Here is an 18,714-nt window from a genome sequence, read left to right on the forward strand (position 1 = left end):
ACCCTATGTTCTCAACAGATTACTGGTTCTCTGTAGACTACTCCGAAGCCAATGCTATTAAACAATTTAAAGCGCATTTCTCATTAAAAAGATAATTTTGTTTTCATTCACAAAACCCCTAACAAATTAGTTGGGGGTTTGTTTTTTTGGTACCAAACCATCTCTTATCCTTAAAGGTAATGTGGTCAAAAATAGTTGGTGATTTTTCATTTTAGATTAGTTAAATCACCTCATCAAATTGAAGAGGACATCGGCTCTGCTGAGGAGCAACCAACTAGCAATAGATTTGATGTGCATACAAAAAATGAGGGCAGTGTAAATCTGCCCTTTTTTATACATTTTTTGGTATATCAAATAGCTAAGAAAACCTACTTGTTCTTTTGATTTTTATAATACAAATATCATTTCAAAAAGTTTTTCCTATTGGCTAAACTCATCCCTCTATGAATATTTAAGTTTCCTTTTAAATGTCCGAAAAAAGATTCTAAAGAATTTGTTGAATTTGGTATTTTATCATCTTTCAAATACATAAACATATTGGGTAATGCTTTCTTTATTAGAGTAAATGATCTTCTCACCATTTTATAAGTGTACCAATATCTTCCAGTTTCTATGTTATATGATTTTTGATTGATAAAACCTCTATATTCTTCTTCCCATTTGAGGAGTTCCTTAAGCCATAATTGCCGTTTATATTCACAATTAATATATGAATTTTAAAAGCGATTTGCTTGAGTTCAAAGCCAGATTTATGCTTAGGATGTTGAGTGAGCCATATTCTACACATTCTTGATATATGTACTAAACATCGTTGAAAAGGTACTTTTGGACAAACTTTTTTGATAGCTTTTATTGAAGATTTATCTCCGTCGGATGTGATGCTTTTTATTTTGATTCCTAGATTCAATAAATTCTGTAAATCTTCTGCAATCTCTTCAAAATGCTCTCCATTTGTCATTCTGTAAAGCTGAGTTGACTTCAAATGAAAGTTTCTGTAAACCACCAAACAAATATCATTTGGGAAGTAAGTTCCATCTAAAACTAAATAAATTTCATCAGTTGAACTAAATTCTAAGATTGGTGCTTTACATAACATTTTAGAAAAATACCGTTGCAAAGTACTCTTACTATATCCAAACTCAACAGTTATTTTATCAAAAGTGTCTTTACCAATTATCCATTTTTTAAACCAAATTTCTTTGTTAGAATCTGAAACAGATTTATTGTTTGATGTAAATAATTGACCGCAATACTTACATTTAAAACACAGCTTGTTTCGTTGGATTCCCCATTTGATAGTTTGAAGACTTTTGCACGTTGGACAACGCTTTTTTTTTGAATTTACCATAAATAAAAAAGTTTATTGAAACGAATTTCAATAAACTTTCGAAAATACCATATTCCATAACGCTTGACAACGTTTTTACCAACTATTTTTGACTATTAAACCAAAATTATTCAACAACAATTTTTTTCGTAACCCTTTTGTTTTCAGTTTGGACAACTGCTAAATACATCCCTTTAGCAAGACCTTTAAGAGGAATTGATTCGATGAGCTTAGGATTCTCAAACAAAGTTTCTAAAACTATTTTTCCATTAGTATCTATCAGACTAAAAGTATAGGCCGTTGTCTCTAGAGTTCCTATACTTATTTGAATTGTATCCTTTGTTGGATTTGGAAAAAATTGTACTTGATTCCCATCAAATGTCTCCACTTTCATACTCGCTACATTAGCTTTTGCAAAATGAAGTGTGGCGCCAATTGTAGCTTTGGCAACATTAAATGTGTAAGCGGGATCCATGTAGATCAATAAATCGGTATTTGTATGTTTGTGTGTCGTCTCATTCGTTTCAAATAGACCTGTAATAATCTCATTATTACTTTGAAAAGGCATATAATCTGATGAATACGCATACGATAAATTAGTTTGTAAAGGAGAATATAAGCTCACGCAATTCATCAATTGAGTCGTCATGGTTGCTGATGTGGCATTGTTTGTTGAAGGGGAATTATTTTCATCTCGCTCACAAGTTATAGTATCATTGGTCATACCTGCTACCCCTCCTACTTCGTCTAAATTTAACACCAAACGAATTGACATTTTGGGCGTAGTACCATTAACTACTGAAGTCACATAATGTTGACTTCCATACAATCCGTCTTCTTCTCCACTAAAATTAATGAACTTAATCGAATAATCCGTTTGTACATTTTGAAGTAAACGTGCGGTTTCTAAAATACACGATATTCCACTCCCGTTATCATTTGTCCCTTTTCCTCCTATGGAATCATAATGTCCACATACAATAACATACGTATTAGGATACAAGGTTCCTACTTTGGTTACAATTAAATTTTTACAAGTAGCCGTTGACCCAGAATAGGTATATGAATCCTCCTGGATTTGTGCAGAGGAATACCCATAGCTTAAGTATTGATTTTTCAGCCAATCTAAGGTATTTTGTAACGCTATTGTTCCCCTACGTTTCATACCAAGAGACTCAAAGCTGGTCAGGCTATTGTTGATATTCGTTTGAGAGCATTGATTTACAACATCTGCATAGGCTTGAATAAATGTTTGTGAAAAACAACTACTCCCATAAAAAAAAGCACTAATTAGAAGGGATTTCTTCAGTATATTCATTTTTATTTTTTAGATTTTATCCACAACCAAAAATAGTAAATACACAAAAACTGAACGTTTTTGTATTCTTAAAAGTTTATTAATTTTTTGGAATAAAAAAAGACTAAATAATTACAGAAATCGCAGCTTTTTTAAAATAGTATCTACAACCGTATTGATTTCAGTGGATAGTTTTAATTTATAATTACAAATGACATAAAATACCGTAATTAAAATCGATTTTAGTACAATATTTAAAATGGTGTGAAAAGGAAAATCCCAATAATAGAACAACACAAAATTTAATGTTATAACAAGCAATGAATACATTGTTTTTTTTGTAAAGGGAAATAAATTCATCTTTCTAACCACATAAATAAATTTGATGGTATTATATACTGCAACCGTAAGTAATGTGGCAAAAGCCGACCCCTCTATGCCATACCACGGAATAAAAATCATATTCAGTACAATCATCAATACCACAGTAAAAACACCAAAAAACAAGACCGTTCTGTAATATTTAGTATTGACAATTATCGAATTATTATTCCCAAGGAGCACATCATAAAACTTAGATAACCCAATCATAAAAACCACCCAAATACCCCCGCTATAATCTTTTGGAATGAGATGGTACATTTCTTTGATGTTTAGAAAAATTAAAAGCATGATAAATCCACCTATTATTTGCAGATTTATCGCACTCTTTTTATATAAATCATTTAATTCTTCAAATTTTTCCTCGACCATTAATTTGGCCGTTATGGGAGCTACTATTTGTGTCATGGCTCTACTTGGAACAGCAATGACCGTTGAAATAAAAATCGCAACAGCATATAATGCATTCTGTCCAATATCTTTATAATGCGGAATCATTACCTTGTCAAAATCAACAAGCATCACAGCTACCCCACCTGAAATAATAATAAACAAAGAATATTGTACGATCTCTTTTAAATTATCTGGGATTACTAATCTAAAAACTGGTTTTCTAACGTTTACAGCATACAAAACCATTCCCAACAACTGCCCAAAATAGGCTAATGCAACACTATAAACAAAGGTATCTTTGGTAATACAATCGAAATGAACTGCAACCAAAAGAACCATGATAATAAGTCGAACAAATACTTCGCTTATAAAGTTACCAATAACCGATTGCATATGAACTTTAACCCAAGCATAGAATACTTCAAAATAGGCCATAAACAACCCTACCACAGGAATCAACCAAAAAAAGGGTTTCAATGAAGGGTTTTCTTTTACCCATCCACTAGAAATAGGGTCATAAAAAACAAAAAACAATGTCGCAAGTGGAATAATAAATGCGAATGGCATCAACAACATAAATGATAAAAAGCTTTCTTTTTCCTTTTCTGTCTTATAATGCGAAAAAAAACGAATCAATGTATTTTGAACCCCAAATGCCATCAAAGGCATCATGATATTAGCTCCGGATAAAATCGTAGCTACAATGCCATAGTGTAATTTTCCAAGAAAGTTCGTATACAAAAACAACGCATTGACAGCTCCTATTCCAAATCCGAAAAAGGTAATAATAGTGTTTTTAATGGATTGAGATTGAACAATTCCCATGTCTTGAATTATACGTTAGGAGTTATAAGTTTTGATAACCTTTCTGTTAAACTTTTTCTAGAAAATTGCTGCAAACCTACAGGAAACACTTGGAGTTTATTCTCTAAATACAACTCAAAATAAGAGAGAATAGTCTTTTTTAAACGCTCTTTTTCATTGTAGGTAAAGAAAGTTCCTGTATTGGTTGTGGTTATAATTTCTGCAAAATCAGAATCTTTAGGTCCGATAGCCAGTGTAGGTCGTTCTGAAACCATATATTCAAATAATTTGCCAGGAATTATGCTTTTCGTTTCTTCTGAATCAATTTCTATTAGCAACAAAACCTGAGAAGTTCTTTGGTGTTGAATTGCTTCTATGTGGGAAACATAGCCCAAATTAGCACAAAAAGAAGTTAATTTATGCTGTGCGATACTACTTAAGATTTCCTGACTCACTTTCCCAATTAATTTCAACTCAAAATGCATTGCAAATAATTCGTGTTCTACAACCAACTCTTGCAATACTTCCCATAAAATCTTTGGATTTCTATCGGACAAAAACGAACCTATATGCGCCATTGAAAATGTCTTATCCAAAGGTTGTTTGGCTACATTTTCTACATCATACCCATTTGTGATGACCTCGATCGGTTTGTGCGTCAGGGCTTGAAATTCCTTTTTTGTAGTCTTACTCGTTACAAGAATTTTATCTGCTGTTGTGAGTACTTGATGTTCTAACTGTTTATGCTTTTTAGCAGCATACGAAGACAATTTCAACGCTTTATGATAACCAATAGTAGTCCATGGATCACGAAAATCAGCCAACCAAGTTAGGTCCAACTCTTGTTTTAATTTCAAACCAATTAAATGGAGTGAATGGGGTGGTCCCGACGTTACAATCGTATCTATATCATGCACTTTAATGTATTCTTTGAGGTATTTTACAGAAGGATTTACCCAATATTTTCGTGCATCTGGAATAAACAAATTTCCTCTAATCCAAAGCATTATTTTTTCTAAAAAAGTCTGCTTTTTAGCCGCTGGAATAATACCCGAACTTATTTTTTTAGTTTCTTTTTTCGATAAAAAACCCGCCAATTGATAGGGTTCAAAAATTTTATTTCTAAGAAGTATTGCCTCTTTAGAAACCTCATGTTCCAAACCTTCATCAATAATAGGATAAGTAGGATTCTCGGGAATATAAACTATAGGTTGTATATCAAACTCAGGCAAGTATTTGACAAACTTCAACCACCGTTGCACACCAGGACCTCCCGCTGGAGGCCAGTAATACGTAATAATTAGAAGTTTTTTTGCTGAGGTTTTCAAATTAAGAATCAGATTTTTTATTATTTTTTTCTAACTCTTCAATATCTAATATATCCTTTGGACTATTGGTCGCTTTTTTTGCTTTAATTAGATTATCGTAATCTAAGAAATAGACAGGAATTCCACTTATTTCTGTAACATATGCTTTTGCAAGTAATTCTTGAAAATCATCATTTTCTAAACCTTTAACAGAAGTCATAATATCTAATCGCAGATTGAAATTTAAAGTTATATCTGTCTCACCCAGAATAAATTGCATTGTTTTTATATTTTCAAAATCTCCAATTCCTGATTGTTTCAAAGATACTCTCAAATTTTCTCGATTGTCAATTGAATCTTTAATAAATATATCAATATCACCTGTATTTCTTCCATAGCCATAAATATTTACAGCAAACCCTCCAATAGTCAAATATTTGACTATATTCAATGAGAAATACTTCCAAATTTCAATTATTTGATTATTCATTTAATTACTTAGATATTGGTTTTGCAATTTCTAAAAGATAAGAAATTTCAATGATAGCCATTAATTTTTCAAAGCGTTGTTGTGCTGTCATTTTTCTAATCTCTTCAATATGTCTTGCTTCCATTTTAGAAGGATGAGCATGGTATAATTTTGATGCTTCCATTTTTTATTGAAACTAATAATCAAATTTACAAAAATTTAGCTTTACAATTATGCTTTTTTCTTTCTCTCAAAATAAACTCCACCAATCAAAAGCAATAACATTCCAATAGAACTTACCAAAGTAATGCTACTTCCCGTTTTAACGACTTGAGGTTCAAACTTAAATTCAATTTTGTGAGATCCCGATGGAACCGTCATTCCTCGCAAGGCATAGTCAACTTTGACATAAGGACTTGACTTGCCATCGATGTAGGCGTTCCAACCATTTTTATAATACATTTCTGAAAACACTGCAAAAGCCTCGTTTTTAGTATTCGTTTGATATACCAAATGATTGGGTTTATAACTCATAAGTCGAATAGTAGCTGTTGAGTCTTTAACAAAGGACGTCGCTATTTTTTCTTGATTTGATGTATTGATGACGGCCGTATGTTTTGTATCTAAATGGTTCAGCGCTTTCATTTCGGCATCTGCATTAGTCACTTTTTGAATTGTCGAAACAAACCAAGCATTCCCATTGGCTCCGGGATTAACCACTGCTACAGGCTGACCTTTATCGTCAGTTTGAATCAAATATTTTACATTCAACATGTCTAAAACTTGCCTATTGTTGTTTGCTATTTGATAATCAAAAAGTTCCTGCATCGCACGTGGTTTTACCGCACTATATCCCCCAATTGACTTATGAAAATAAGACGCACGAGCACTAGACAAATTTCCATCTACTTCAAGCACTCTATAATTTGTGGTGTCTTGAAGAATTTGCTGATCGGAAACCGAAGGCTCAAAAGGCATATCCACTTCATGCGCACTAACAAAATCTTTACTGCTCACATAGTTTTTATCGACAAAAAATAAATCGGAAACCATTAATATCCCTACAAGAATAACCGCTGTGGTTGATTTAAGTTTATTGCGCACAAACATAAATAACGTTCCAAATGTGAGCGAAATAAAAATTCCCGAACGAAGTAAATCGGCGCTATACATGGTTTTTCGATCTTCTTTTAAGGCATCTATAAAGCCTATTCCAAAAGACTTATCCTGACTTTGACTGAACATTTGACGAATTTGTCCGTCTAAACTTCCTGCAAAATCAAACATATTTCTCGCAAAAAACAGTAGTACTAGAATGCCTAACGTAGTCGCAGCAGTTTTCCAAAGGCTGTCCCACTGTTTTTCTTGACGTGTTGTAAAAAACGACTGAAAACCGAGTACTGCAAGTACAGGAAAACAAAGTTCTAGTAATACCTGAATAGAAGAAACTGCCCTGAATTTATCATACAATGGAATGTAATCAATGAAAAAATCCGTCAATACTGGGAAGTTTTTACCCCATGACAAAACGAGAGAAAACAAAGCTCCCATCAGAAAAACATATTTAATCTTCCTTTTGTCATGATACAACGCCAAAACACTCAAAAAGAAGACTATTGCTCCAATATAGGCGGGAGCTGCCACAATAGGTTGGTCACCCCAATAGGTGGGCGCATAGGAGTCTGTAAATTGTCTTGCTTCATCCTCTGATGCACCATATTTTAACATATAATCATAGACCGCAGAATCGTTACTGAGTTTTTCTCCATTTCCACCACCAAAAAGTCTCGGGGCAATGAGATTAAAACTCTCTGCAATGCCATAGCTGTATTCTGTTATATAACTTCTGTCTAAAGTAGCATCCGACGTTTTCTTTTTACCATTGGCATCTAGCTTTAATTCACTCTTTCCTCGTGTACTATAATCAGTATATTCTTTTGTAGCAAGCAAACTTGTGGCATTAGCTCCGATTGCAAATAATAAAGCAACTCCAAAAGTGGTGGCAATTTTGAGTAAGGCTTGGGTTTCTTTCTTTTGTATTAGCTTAATGCTGTAATAAACTCCAATAATCAAAAGTAAAAACAACAAATAATAAGTCATTTGGAAATGGTTGGCATTAATTTCTAGTGCTACCGCAAACATAGTGAGCAAACCTCCAACAATATATCGTTTTCTAAAAACAAGCAAAACTCCTGCAATAAGTAAAGGCATGTAAGCAATTGCATGGGCTTTGGCGTTGTGCCCCACGCCTAAAATTACAATCAAATAAGTTGAGAATCCAAAAGCTAAGGCTCCAAAAAAGGCTTTCAAAACATCGACTCTTAAGACCAACAACAAACTATAAAACCCTAAAAAATAAAGGAATAAATAATCTGCAGGACGGGGAAGAAAGCGCAAAATATCATCTATTTTTCCAATAAAATCATTCGGATATTGGGCTCCAAGTTGGTATGTAGGCATTCCGCCAAAAGCCGAATTAGTCCAATAAGGCTCGCTATGATTGGCCGCTCTAAAATCGTTTTGTTCTTTAGCCATTGCGGTATATTGCACAATATCGGACTGGAATATTTTTTTCCCTTGAAGTACTGGATAGAAATACAGTAATGCAATTAAAATAAAACCAGCAAGGGCTACAATATGGGGATAGAGTTTCTTTATTTGATTCATTAGAATGGTTATGTTTTTAGTTTAGACTTTATATTAGAAAAGTCATTACACCTTTTTACTATTATTTAAAATTCAACAATTACTCGACTTCCTCAAAGTCAATATAATCTCCAACTTTTTTAGTTTCGCGAGGTTTTTCACTGGTATTCTGTTGTTGGGGTTGAGATTGCTGGTATTGTTGTTGAAACTGTTCACTCGCTTTTTCAACTACTTTTCGCGCTAATAATGGTAAAAATAGTCGAACTACAAATTTAATGATGTAAATAATAACCAATACGGTTACTATTTCTTCTATTATTTTAAACATGATTTGAAAATTTTGTCAAAAATACTAAATTACAGCATGCAATTTTACGCTAAGTTCTTAAATAAATAATAAATTATAGTACTTTTGGATTTCAAAATTACAAATACCATGATGACACTACAAAACAGATTCCTTTCATTTCTTTTATTGTGCTTTACAGGCGCTACTGCACAATATACGGATGAAATTAACTCTAACAGACCGGGTAATTCTATGTCGGCTTTTTCAGTTGGAAAATCAGTCATTCAAACAGAAGACGGGCTCAATTATATCAATGAAAAGCACAATCTGATGGATTATACGGTCAACGGATACAGTGCAGACATGAGTTTTCGATATGGTTTTTACAGAGACGAATTGGAGGCTATTTTAAGTTTGAACTATCAAAACGACCATTATGTTACCGATTGGGATAACATCCATCGAAAATCCATAAAAACAACTACTTTGGGTGCTAAATATCTTTTTTATGATCCTCAAAAAAATTATAAAAAACCTGTTAATCTTTACAGTTGGAAAAACAATCACAAATACAATTGGCATCAATTAATTCCAGCATTAGCAGGATATGCCGGATTTAACATTAATACAAGCAACAGTCTTTTTTTTAGAGGAGATGAACCCGTCAAAAAACTTACACCAAAAATAATGCTCATCAGCCAGAATCAATTTCCAGGAAATTGGGTGTTTGTTACAAATATTTTTGCCGATCAAATTACCTCTCCCTATCATTCGTATGGGTATGTTGTAACGCTTACTAAAGGATTTAACGATTCTTGGTCTGGCTTTTTTGAGAACCGAGGGATAGTAGGAAATTATTATTCCGACGGAATTTTTACCGCTGGAGCAGCATACTTACTGGCAAGCAATATGCAAGTCGACGCCTCAATCAGCAGAAATTATAAAGATACTCCAAAAATCACCTATTTCGGCATTGGATTCTCGTGCAGATTTGATGATGATTACAGCGATTTATTATTACGCATCCCAAAAAAGAAAGACAAAGGCAAAAAAGATAAATCCAAACAAGGAAAAGCTAAAGAAAAGGAAAAAGAAAAAGTGAAGAAAAGACTTGACGAAGTACCATTAAAACCCTAAAGAAACATGATTTCAATACTCGAAGCCAATACTCCAAAATTGTTAAAAGAATTTGTAAAATTCCCTTTTTCACTATACAAAAATCATCCTTATTGGGTACCGCCATTGATTCAAGATGAACTCGACTCGTTTGACAAGTCAAAAAATCCTGCTTTTGAAAGTGCAGAAGCCTACTTCTATTTAGCTTTTAAAGACCAAAAGATTGTGGGACGCATCGCAGCGATTATCAATTGGGACGAAGTGCGCCACCAAAACAAACCTAAAGTACGTTTCGGATGGTGGGATGTCATTGATGATCTTGAAGTCACCAAGGCTTTATTGCATAAAGTATACGATTTAGGACGTCAAAACAATTTGGAGTATGTGGAAGGTCCAATGGGCTTTTCTAATTTAGATAAAGTAGGCGTGGTTACCGAAGGTTATGACGAAATTGGTTCTATGATTACTTGGTATAATTTTCCATACTACAAAGAACACTTAGAATCTTTGGGCTATGTCAAAGAGAAAGAATATCTTGAAAGTAAATTTAGTTTTGACAACGTTCATATTGATAGCTTTTTTAAAGCACAAGAATTAATTAAAAAGCGGTATCATTTAACACCTATCAATTTCAAAAATAATAAAGCCATTATGCCTTATGTAGATGAAATGTTTGATTTGTTCAATCTTAGCTATGCCAATCTTTCCTCTTTTGTAGCTATAACCGATATACAAAAAGAATATTTCAAGAAAAAATACATCAGTTTTATCAATCCAGAATACATTAAATTCATTGTCGATCAAAACAATAAAATGATTGCTTTTAGTATCGTAATGCCAAGTTTTTCTGAAGCATTACAAAAAGCGAAAGGAAAATTATTCCCATTTGGTTTTTACCACATGTTGCAAGCGAAGAAAAACAGTAAAGAAGTCTTATTTTATCTAATTGGGATTCTACCTGAATATCAAAACAAAGGCGTAACAGCTATTGTCTTCAATGAGTACTACAATACATTTAAAGAAAAAGGGATTCATACCTGCATAAGAACCCCCGAATTGGAAGACAACCATGCGATTCAAAATATTTGGAAACATTTTGATTCGGTAATCTACCGAAGAAGACGAACCTATCGAAAAAATTTATAAAAAAACGCCATCACTTTTTAGGAAGGCGTTTTTGTTATCTATTTGTAATTCTTAAGAAACATCAACCGTTGTCTCAGCCGCGATTTTAGCATACGTTCCATTTACAAGTTTCTCACGAATGGCTTCAAAAGCTGTTAAGGTTTCATCAATATCTTCTATGGTATGGGAAGCTGTAGGAATCATACGCAATAAAATAATCCCTTTTGGAATTACTGGATACACTACAATCGACAAGAAAATACCATAATTTTCTCTTAAATCATTAACCATAACCATAGCTTCTGGAATGGAACCTTCAAGATACACTGGTGTAATACACGTATTGGTATCACCAATATTGAATCCTCTGTCTTTCAATCCGTTTTGAAGCGCATTAACGTTTTCCCAGAGTTTATCTTTGATGGCTGATGATTGACGCAACAACTCCAATCGTTTCAAAGAACCAATGGTTTGAATCATCGGCAAGGCTTTGGCAAACATTTGTGAACGTAAGTTATATTTTAAATAATCAATAACATCTTTATCCGCAGCAACAAAAGCTCCAATATTAGCCATAGATTTAGCGAACGTTGAGAAATACACATCTATTCCATCTTGACACCCTTGCTCCTCACCTGCTCCTGCACCTGTTTTACCTAAAGTTCCAAATCCATGGGCATCGTCTACCAATAAACGGAAATTGTATCGTTCTTTCATAGCCACAATCTCTTTCAATTTTCCTTGTTGACCACGCATTCCAAAAACACCTTCTGTAATAAAAAGAATCCCGCCACCAGTTTCTTCAGCCAATTTTGTGGCACGTTGCAGGTTTTTTTCCATACTCTCGATGTCGTTGTGTTTGTAGGTAAAACGTTTACCCATGTGTAAGCGTACCCCATCAATAATGCATGCGTGCGCATCTACATCATACACAATAACATCATTTTTTGAAACCAAAGCGTCTATGATAGAAACCATACCTTGATATCCAAAATTCAATAAATAGGCTGCTTCTTTCATGACAAATGCAGCCAATTCATTCTCTAATTGTTCGTGGTATTTAGTATGTCCACTCATCATTCGTGCGCCCATAGGATAGGCCGCTCCATAAGTCATCGCGGCTTCTGTATCGGCTTGGCGTACTTCAGGATGGTTGGCCAATCCCAAATAATCATTCAAACTCCAATTTAATATATCTTTTCCTTGAAATTTCATTCTAGGACCAAGTTCCCCTTCTAATTTTGGAAAAACATAATAGCCTTCTGCTTGTGATGCCCATTTTCCTAATGGTCCTTTATTGTTTTGTATTCTTTCAAATAAATCTTTAACCATGACGTATAATTGTTTTTTAAAACGTGGCAAAAGTAACAATAAAAAAAATATTACTCAATTATTTTACTGACAAACAGATGAAATTCAAAAAAAAAATTAAACAAATTTTAAGATTTAATAACACAAATTTAATAGTACATTTGCGAGTCGCCTCAAATTAATAATAACAACAATGTAATCATGAATACTAAATTTTGTCTCATACTCGTATTGTTTTCCTTCATTTCATCTTTTGGACAGACGGGTAATAAAATCCTTTTTGATGCCACCAAAGCTGAAATGGCTGGAAATGCTGATTGGGTTATCGATGCCGATGCGCACAACATCTATTTTAACAGTACAACCCATTTGCCTTATGCAAGTAGTGGATCTAGTGGTGCTTCCAATCCGCAAAAAACACCTACTCCTGCACAATCTGGTATTACATCTACAACCACTGAAGACTATTGGCAAGGAGCTATTTCCTATTGGGGTGTTGATTGTGCTAAAAAAGGGTATGTTGTAGAATCGCTTCCTTTCAATGGTGCTATTACTTTTGGAAACACATCTAATCCTCAAGATTTAAGTAATTATAAAGCTTTTGTTGTGGCTGAACCCAATATGCTTTTTTCAAGCGCTGAAAAAACAGCACTATTAAATTTTGTTGCCGCAGGTGGTGGTTTGTTTATGATAGCCGATCATGATGTTTCCGATAGAAACTATGACGGATATGATGCTCCTCACATTTGGAACGACTTAATGACGACCAATTCGGTAGCACAAAATCCATTTGGAATTACCTTTGATTATGTTGATATTTCAGGAACCTATTCTAATGTTGCTAATCTTCCCACCGACCCTATCCTTCATGGAACGGCAGGAAATGTAACCAAAGTACAATGGGCTAATGGTACAACAATGACTCTTAACACAACCAATAATTCTAGTGTTAAAGGAGTTGTTTTTAAAACAGGAACCTCTGGCACTACTAATGTATTGTGTGCCTATGCAACTTATGGTTTAGGAAAAGTAGTTGCGGTTGGAGACAGTTCGATAATAGATGATGGAACTGGAGACACTAATGACACTTTATATGATGGGTATATTTCAGATGCGGCTGGCAATCACCAAAAGATTATTATGAATATGACGATTTGGTTGATGACTGCTACACTTGCAAATCCAACTTTTCAAGCGGATGAAACTTTCTTTGCCATTTACCCAAATCCAACTGAGGCTAAACAAATAGAGGTTTCTTTTTCTTTATTAGAACAAGAAAACACCTCCATTAAAATATATGACAGTCTGGGACGCCTTGTGAAAGAGGAACTATTTTCTGATTTGAACTCAGGAATTAATCATCAAACAATAGATGCTAGCACTTTAGAAAGCGGTGTATATTTCTGTAAATTAGTCACACCTAGTCAAACAAAAACCCTACGAGTAGTTCTAAAATAATTATTTTTATTCTAATCCTTTCCGTTCATGATCTTAGTATTTGCCTCTAATAACCAAAATAAAATCAAAGAAATTCAAAAATTAGTTCCTTCGTCAATACAAATTTTGAGCTTGGATGCCATAGGTTGTACCGTAGAAATTCCAGAAACAGCAGCAACTATTGAAGGAAATGCACAATTGAAAGCCAATTATGTGACCGAAAAATATGGCTATGCTTGTTTTGCTGACGATTCAGGTTTGGAAGTAGATGCACTTCAAGGCGCTCCAGGAGTATTTTCGGCGCGCTATGCAGGAGAACCCAAAAATGATGACAATAACATGTCTAAATTGTTACATGATTTGAATGGAAATCCTCATAGAAAAGCCAACTTCAAAACGGTAATTTGCTTGAATTACAAAGGCAAACAACATCTATTTACGGGTATTGTTGACGGAACTCTTATTGAAGAAAAAAGAGGTACAAACGGATTTGGATACGACCCTATTTTTATACCCAATGGCTATAGCAAGACCTTTGCAGAAATGACCATAGAAGAAAAATCAAGTATCAGCCACAGAGGACAAGCAGTGAAACAATTGATAGCCTTTTGCGAAACATTACAAGACTAGACCTTCTTAAAGGTTTTGATTCTATCTTTGTATCATCAACTTCTATTCTCTGGCTTATCTTCATTTAATTCTGACTTTAAAATTGAAGCAAGACACAACTACATGAAAACCAAACACTAACAAATTAGTATATCTGGTTTTTAAAAGCTACCTTTGCACCCAATTTTAAAATACAATATGAATACATTTGAACAATTAGGTCTGAATGAGTCGTTACTGCTGGCGATCAAGGATCTAGGATTTGAGAATCCGTCAGAAGTGCAAGAAAAAGCCATTCCAGTCTTATTGGAACAAGAAACAGACTTAGTCGCTTTAGCACAAACAGGTACAGGAAAAACTGCAGCATTTGGTTTTCCTTTGATCCAAAAAATTGATGCTGAGGACAAAAGTACCCAGGCGTTAATTTTATCGCCAACACGTGAACTTTGCTTACAAATCACTAACGAAATTAAACAATACGCAAAATATGTAAAGGGTTTACATACCGTGGCAGTTTATGGTGGGGCAAGCATTACAGAACAAGCCCGTGAGGTAAAACGTGGTGCACAAATTATTGTGGCTACTCCCGGTAGAATGCAAGACATGATTAATCGTGGGCTTGTAAACATTAAAAATATCAATTATTGTATCCTTGATGAAGCTGATGAAATGCTGAATATGGGATTTTATGAAGATATTGTTTCTATCTTATCTGATACTCCAGACGAGAAGAGAACTTGGCTTTTTTCAGCGACCATGCCTACAGAAGTGGCGCGAATTGCTAAAAAATTCATGCATGACCCTGCTGAAATTACTGTAGGACACAAAAACTCTGGTTCTGCAACGGTTTCTCATGAGTTTTATGTAGTAAATGCTCGTGACCGTTACGAAGCGTTAAAACGCCTTGCTGATGCAAATCCAGACATCTTCTCGGTGGTTTTTTGTAGAACTAAAAGAGATACACAATCCATAGCTGAAAAATTAATTGAAGATGGATATAATGCCGCAGCGCTGCATGGCGATTTATCGCAAGCGCAACGTGATAGTGTGATGAAATCTTTTAGAGGACGTCAAATTCAAATGTTGGTAGCAACCGATGTGGCTGCTCGTGGTATTGATGTAGACAACGTAACACACGTAGTTAACTATCAATTGCCTGATGAAATCGAAACCTATAACCACCGTTCGGGAAGAACAGGACGTGCTGGAAAATTGGGAACTTCAATTGTAATTACAACTAAAAGTGAGATTCGTAAAATTCATTCGATAGAGAAAATCATCAAACAAAAGTTTGAAGAAAAAACCATTCCTTCAGGTATTGAAATCTGCGAAATTCAATTGTTGCATTTAGCGAATAAAATTAAGGACACAGAAGTAGATCACGAGATTGACAACTATCTTCCTGCTATCAATGAGGTGCTTGATGGGTTATCAAAAGAAGAACTCATCAAAAAAATGGTTTCCGTGGAGTTTAACCGATTCATCACTTACTATAAAAAGAAACGTGATTTATCTGGTGGAGATCGCTCTGAAAGAAGCTCTTCTGAACCAAGAGAAATTAGAGCGGGCGACCCCGTTCGTTATTTCATCAACATTGGAGCACGTGATGATTTTGATTGGATGCAATTGAAAGATTTCTTGAAAGAAACGTTAGATTTAGGTCGAGATGACGTGTTTAAAGTAGATGTAAAAGAAGGATTCTCGTTCTTTAATACCGATGGCGAACATGCTGAAAAAGTGATGGAAATCCTTAATGGGTATGACCTTAATGGAAGAAGAATCAACGTGGAAATTTCTAAAAATGAGGGAGGGGGTAGTAGAGACCGCCGCGATCATAATGGAAGAAATGACAGAAGAAGCTCGGGTGGTTTTAGAGGTGACAGAAACTTTAAAGACGATAAAAAAGGATTTCGAAGCGACCGTAATTCGCGTTCGGAAGGCTCTAGTAAAGGAGATCGTTTTGAATCGAGACGCGAAAGTTCTGGAGCTCCAAGAAGTGACAGAGCCCCTAGACGTGCTGCAACATCGGGTGACAAACCCGCCAATCGTTCGTTTGAAGCTGCAAAATCTAGAAGAACAAGAGGGTAAATTGCTTTTTAAAGTACTCTAATACAATATTTTCCATCCCCATTTGTTGCAAAACATTTGGGGATTTTTTTGTTTAAACCCTATTCCATGGGCTATTTGTTAATTTTCTGATAATAATTTCTCAAAAAAGGCAAAATTATAGTAGAGTTTTATACTTTTAAACTTTCAAATCAGCACATGAAATATCTAGTAGCCATTCTATTGTTTTTCCTATCGTTTCAAGGATTTTCTCAAGAGAATTCAACTTTAAAAAAAGTGTATGGTACCATCGTTAACAGTGCTACTAACTTCCCGTTGGCCAACGTAAACATCATTAATATTAACCGAGTAAAAGGGTCAATATCCAATACTAGAGGGATGTTTGAAATTGATGCCGAGGTTAATGATACCTTACACATCACCATGATTGGCTTTCAATCTTTACGAGTGCGGGTTACCAACGACTGGATTAAAAACGGTAATGCGAAGATACAACTGACAGAAAAAGCTATTGCATTGGAAGAAGTCGTGGTTCGAAAATACCAGTTAACTGGCTATTTGGAAGTGGATAGTAAATTAATCCCTGAAAAGGAAAATTACCGCTACAGTATTTCTGGATTGCCTAGTGGGTATGAAGCGGGACAGTACTCCCCCAATGCGTTTTCACGTGTGATGAATTCTATTTTTAATCCTGCGGATGCGTTGTATAATTTCTTTGGAAAACGACCGAAAGAATTGCGGAAGTTGAAGGAAATGAAAAAAGACAATACGGTAAAGGCGCTCCTTGAAACTAAATTTGATCGCGAAACGATTGCTGTGTTATTGGGCATTGATAAAAAAGACATTGCCGAAATCTTACAACATTGTAACTATTCTGAAGCGTTTATTGAAACGGCAAACGACCTCCAAATCTTAGACGCGATTAGTCAGTGCTATGAGCAATATAAAGTTTTGAAGAAGTAGGGGAATGAGGTTGTAGTTAGTAGGTTGTAGGTTTAAGGGTTTAAAAGTTTATGAGGTTTATACTGAGGTTCTAAGATACTAAGGTTCTGAGGTACTAAGATACTGAGGTACTAAGATACTGAGGTTCTGAGATACTGAGGTACTAAGGTACTCATTTTGACATTGAAAAGAATCCAAGAATCTACCTTCTAATAATGCAATAGTCTAAAAATCTAAAAGTCTAAGAATCTATCAATCTTGTTCTTTATTCTTGTTTTGTTCTTCGAAGTAGCGGGCTTCTATACGTTGGATGTCTTTGATGGAGTTTCGGGTCCAATCCAATCGTTTTTGAAGGATTTCTTCGTCGGTGAGTTGCCACGGGAGGTCGGACAAACGGAGTCTGTTGGTTAGGTCTTGAATGATAATGGCTGCCGATACGGAGATGTTCAAACTCTCGGTGAACCCTACCATAGGGATTTTTAAGTTCCTATCAGCTTGTGCCAATACTTCGGGGGAAAGCCCTTCTTTTTCGGTTCCAAAGAATATTGCACTGGGTTTGGTGATGTCAAATTCATGCAAGAGGCACGAATCGTCGTGAGGTGTGGTGGCTATAATTTGGTAACCTTTGGCTCTCAAATGGTCTATGCAACTTTGATGGTTTGAAAATCGGTTGATGTCGACCCACTTCTGGGCTCCCATCGCAATTTCGGTATCGATGCGTTTGCCAAACTTTTTCTCTACTACATGGAGTTGCTGAATTCCAAAGACTTCACAACTGCGCATCACAGCACTGGTGTTGTGCAATTGGTATACGTCTTCCATCGCAATCGTAAAATGATTGGTGCGGTTTTTTAAAATCTCTATAAATCGTTCTTTTCTACTCTCGGTTAGAAATCCTTCTAAGTATTGTAACAACTCTAAATCGACCATTGGTTCCTTTTTTGGCAAAAATAAGAATTTTGATTGGGATTTATTTGGAGGGGGGGGTTGAGGGTTTAAGAGTTTAAGGGTTTAAAAGGGTTATAAGGTTTATAAGGTTATGAGGTTATAAGATACTGAGATACTAAGGTTCTGAGGTTCTGAGGTTGGAGTGAGCAGTTCGTCAAGTAGAAAGCACTATGTAGTCTATCTAAAGTGTAATGCCTTAAAATAAAAACTATTAAAACTATGATTCTATGTGGTTTTTTAAAGGTT

Annotated in this window: 16 protein-coding genes; 6 read left to right on the top strand and 10 right to left on the bottom strand. The window is 34.8% G+C overall.

The genetic code is table 11. From position 1 onward, the window contains the following. Positions 1-610: 610 nt before the first annotated feature. From CLV55_RS09695 to CLV55_RS09725, 8 genes are all read right to left on the bottom strand, one after another. A complete protein-coding gene (locus tag CLV55_RS09695; protein WP_245902706.1) occupies positions 611-1,348 on the bottom strand; it encodes a transposase in 738 nt (245 codons plus the stop codon). Between the two features lie 106 nt (positions 1,349-1,454). Further along, entirely contained in the window at positions 1,455-2,645 is a 1,191-nt protein-coding gene (locus CLV55_RS09700; protein ID WP_245902707.1) for a M28 family peptidase, read from the bottom strand. 111 nt (positions 2,646-2,756) lie between these two features. After that, a complete protein-coding gene (locus CLV55_RS09705) occupies positions 2,757-4,223 on the bottom strand; it encodes a lipopolysaccharide biosynthesis protein (protein ID WP_112113601.1) in 1,467 nt (488 codons plus the stop codon). A gap of 8 nt (positions 4,224-4,231) precedes the next feature. Continuing rightward, a complete protein-coding gene (locus CLV55_RS09710) occupies positions 4,232-5,530 on the bottom strand; it encodes a glycosyltransferase (protein ID WP_112113602.1) in 1,299 nt (432 codons plus the stop codon). Between the two features lies 1 nt (position 5,531). Next, the gene (locus CLV55_RS09715) at positions 5,532-5,999 is read right to left on the bottom strand and encodes a hypothetical protein (RefSeq protein ID WP_112113603.1); all 468 of its coding nucleotides are present in this window, start codon (positions 5,997-5,999) and stop codon (positions 5,532-5,534) included. Between the two features lie 4 nt (positions 6,000-6,003). Further along, positions 6,004-6,162, bottom strand: a complete 159-nt coding sequence (locus CLV55_RS12850; protein ID WP_158527032.1) for a hypothetical protein — start codon at positions 6,160-6,162, stop codon at positions 6,004-6,006. Positions 6,163-6,209: 47 nt separating this feature from the next. Next, a complete protein-coding gene (locus CLV55_RS09720; RefSeq protein ID WP_112113604.1) occupies positions 6,210-8,645 on the bottom strand; it encodes a YfhO family protein in 2,436 nt (811 codons plus the stop codon). 79 nt (positions 8,646-8,724) lie between these two features. Continuing rightward, complete coding sequence (locus CLV55_RS09725) at positions 8,725-8,952, bottom strand: DUF4834 domain-containing protein (RefSeq protein WP_112113605.1); 228 nt, start codon at positions 8,950-8,952, stop codon at positions 8,725-8,727. Positions 8,953-9,060: 108 nt separating this feature from the next. Here CLV55_RS09725 and CLV55_RS09730 point away from each other — a divergent pair, with 108 nt between their 5' ends. After that, the gene (locus tag CLV55_RS09730) at positions 9,061-10,050 is read left to right on the top strand and encodes a transporter (RefSeq protein ID WP_245902708.1); all 990 of its coding nucleotides are present in this window, start codon (positions 9,061-9,063) and stop codon (positions 10,048-10,050) included. 6 nt (positions 10,051-10,056) lie between these two features. Continuing rightward, on the top strand, positions 10,057-11,175 hold the full coding sequence (locus CLV55_RS09735; RefSeq protein WP_112113607.1) for a GTP cyclohydrolase: 1,119 nt from the start codon (positions 10,057-10,059) through the stop codon (positions 11,173-11,175). A 51-nt stretch (positions 11,176-11,226) separates the two neighbouring features. Here CLV55_RS09735 and CLV55_RS09740 read toward each other — a convergent pair whose 3' ends face one another. Then, the gene (locus CLV55_RS09740; protein ID WP_112113608.1) at positions 11,227-12,486 is read right to left on the bottom strand and encodes an aminotransferase class I/II-fold pyridoxal phosphate-dependent enzyme; all 1,260 of its coding nucleotides are present in this window, start codon (positions 12,484-12,486) and stop codon (positions 11,227-11,229) included. Between the two features lie 180 nt (positions 12,487-12,666). On the opposite strand from CLV55_RS09740, the gene CLV55_RS09745 reads away from it, so the two are divergent. The 4 genes from CLV55_RS09745 to CLV55_RS09760 all read left to right on the top strand — a co-directional run bounded on the left by CLV55_RS09745 (position 12,667) and on the right by CLV55_RS09760 (position 17,541). Next, positions 12,667-13,923 carry a T9SS type A sorting domain-containing protein gene (locus CLV55_RS09745; RefSeq protein ID WP_112113609.1) on the top strand — a complete coding sequence of 419 codons (1,257 nt, stop codon included), beginning with the start codon at positions 12,667-12,669 and terminating at the stop codon, positions 13,921-13,923. A 27-nt stretch (positions 13,924-13,950) separates the two neighbouring features. After that, the gene (locus CLV55_RS09750) at positions 13,951-14,532 is read left to right on the top strand and encodes a non-canonical purine NTP diphosphatase (RefSeq protein ID WP_112113610.1); all 582 of its coding nucleotides are present in this window, start codon (positions 13,951-13,953) and stop codon (positions 14,530-14,532) included. 177 nt (positions 14,533-14,709) lie between these two features. After that, positions 14,710-16,599, top strand: coding sequence for a DEAD/DEAH box helicase (locus CLV55_RS09755; protein WP_112113611.1), 1,890 nt, complete (start codon positions 14,710-14,712; stop codon positions 16,597-16,599). Positions 16,600-16,776: 177 nt separating this feature from the next. Next, positions 16,777-17,541: a carboxypeptidase-like regulatory domain-containing protein gene (locus CLV55_RS09760; protein WP_112113612.1), complete on the top strand. Its 765-nt coding sequence runs from the start codon at positions 16,777-16,779 to the stop codon at positions 17,539-17,541. 231 nt (positions 17,542-17,772) lie between these two features. Here the strand turns inward: CLV55_RS09760 and CLV55_RS09765 are convergent, their stop codons facing one another. Further along, a complete protein-coding gene (locus CLV55_RS09765; RefSeq protein ID WP_112113613.1) occupies positions 17,773-18,450 on the bottom strand; it encodes a TrmH family RNA methyltransferase in 678 nt (225 codons plus the stop codon). Between the last annotated feature and the right edge of the window lie 264 nt (positions 18,451-18,714).

Origin of the sequence: Flavobacterium aciduliphilum, from assembly GCF_003268855.1 — a bacterium.
In the GTDB taxonomy this organism is placed as follows: Bacteria; Bacteroidota; Bacteroidia; order Flavobacteriales; family Flavobacteriaceae; genus Flavobacterium; species Flavobacterium aciduliphilum.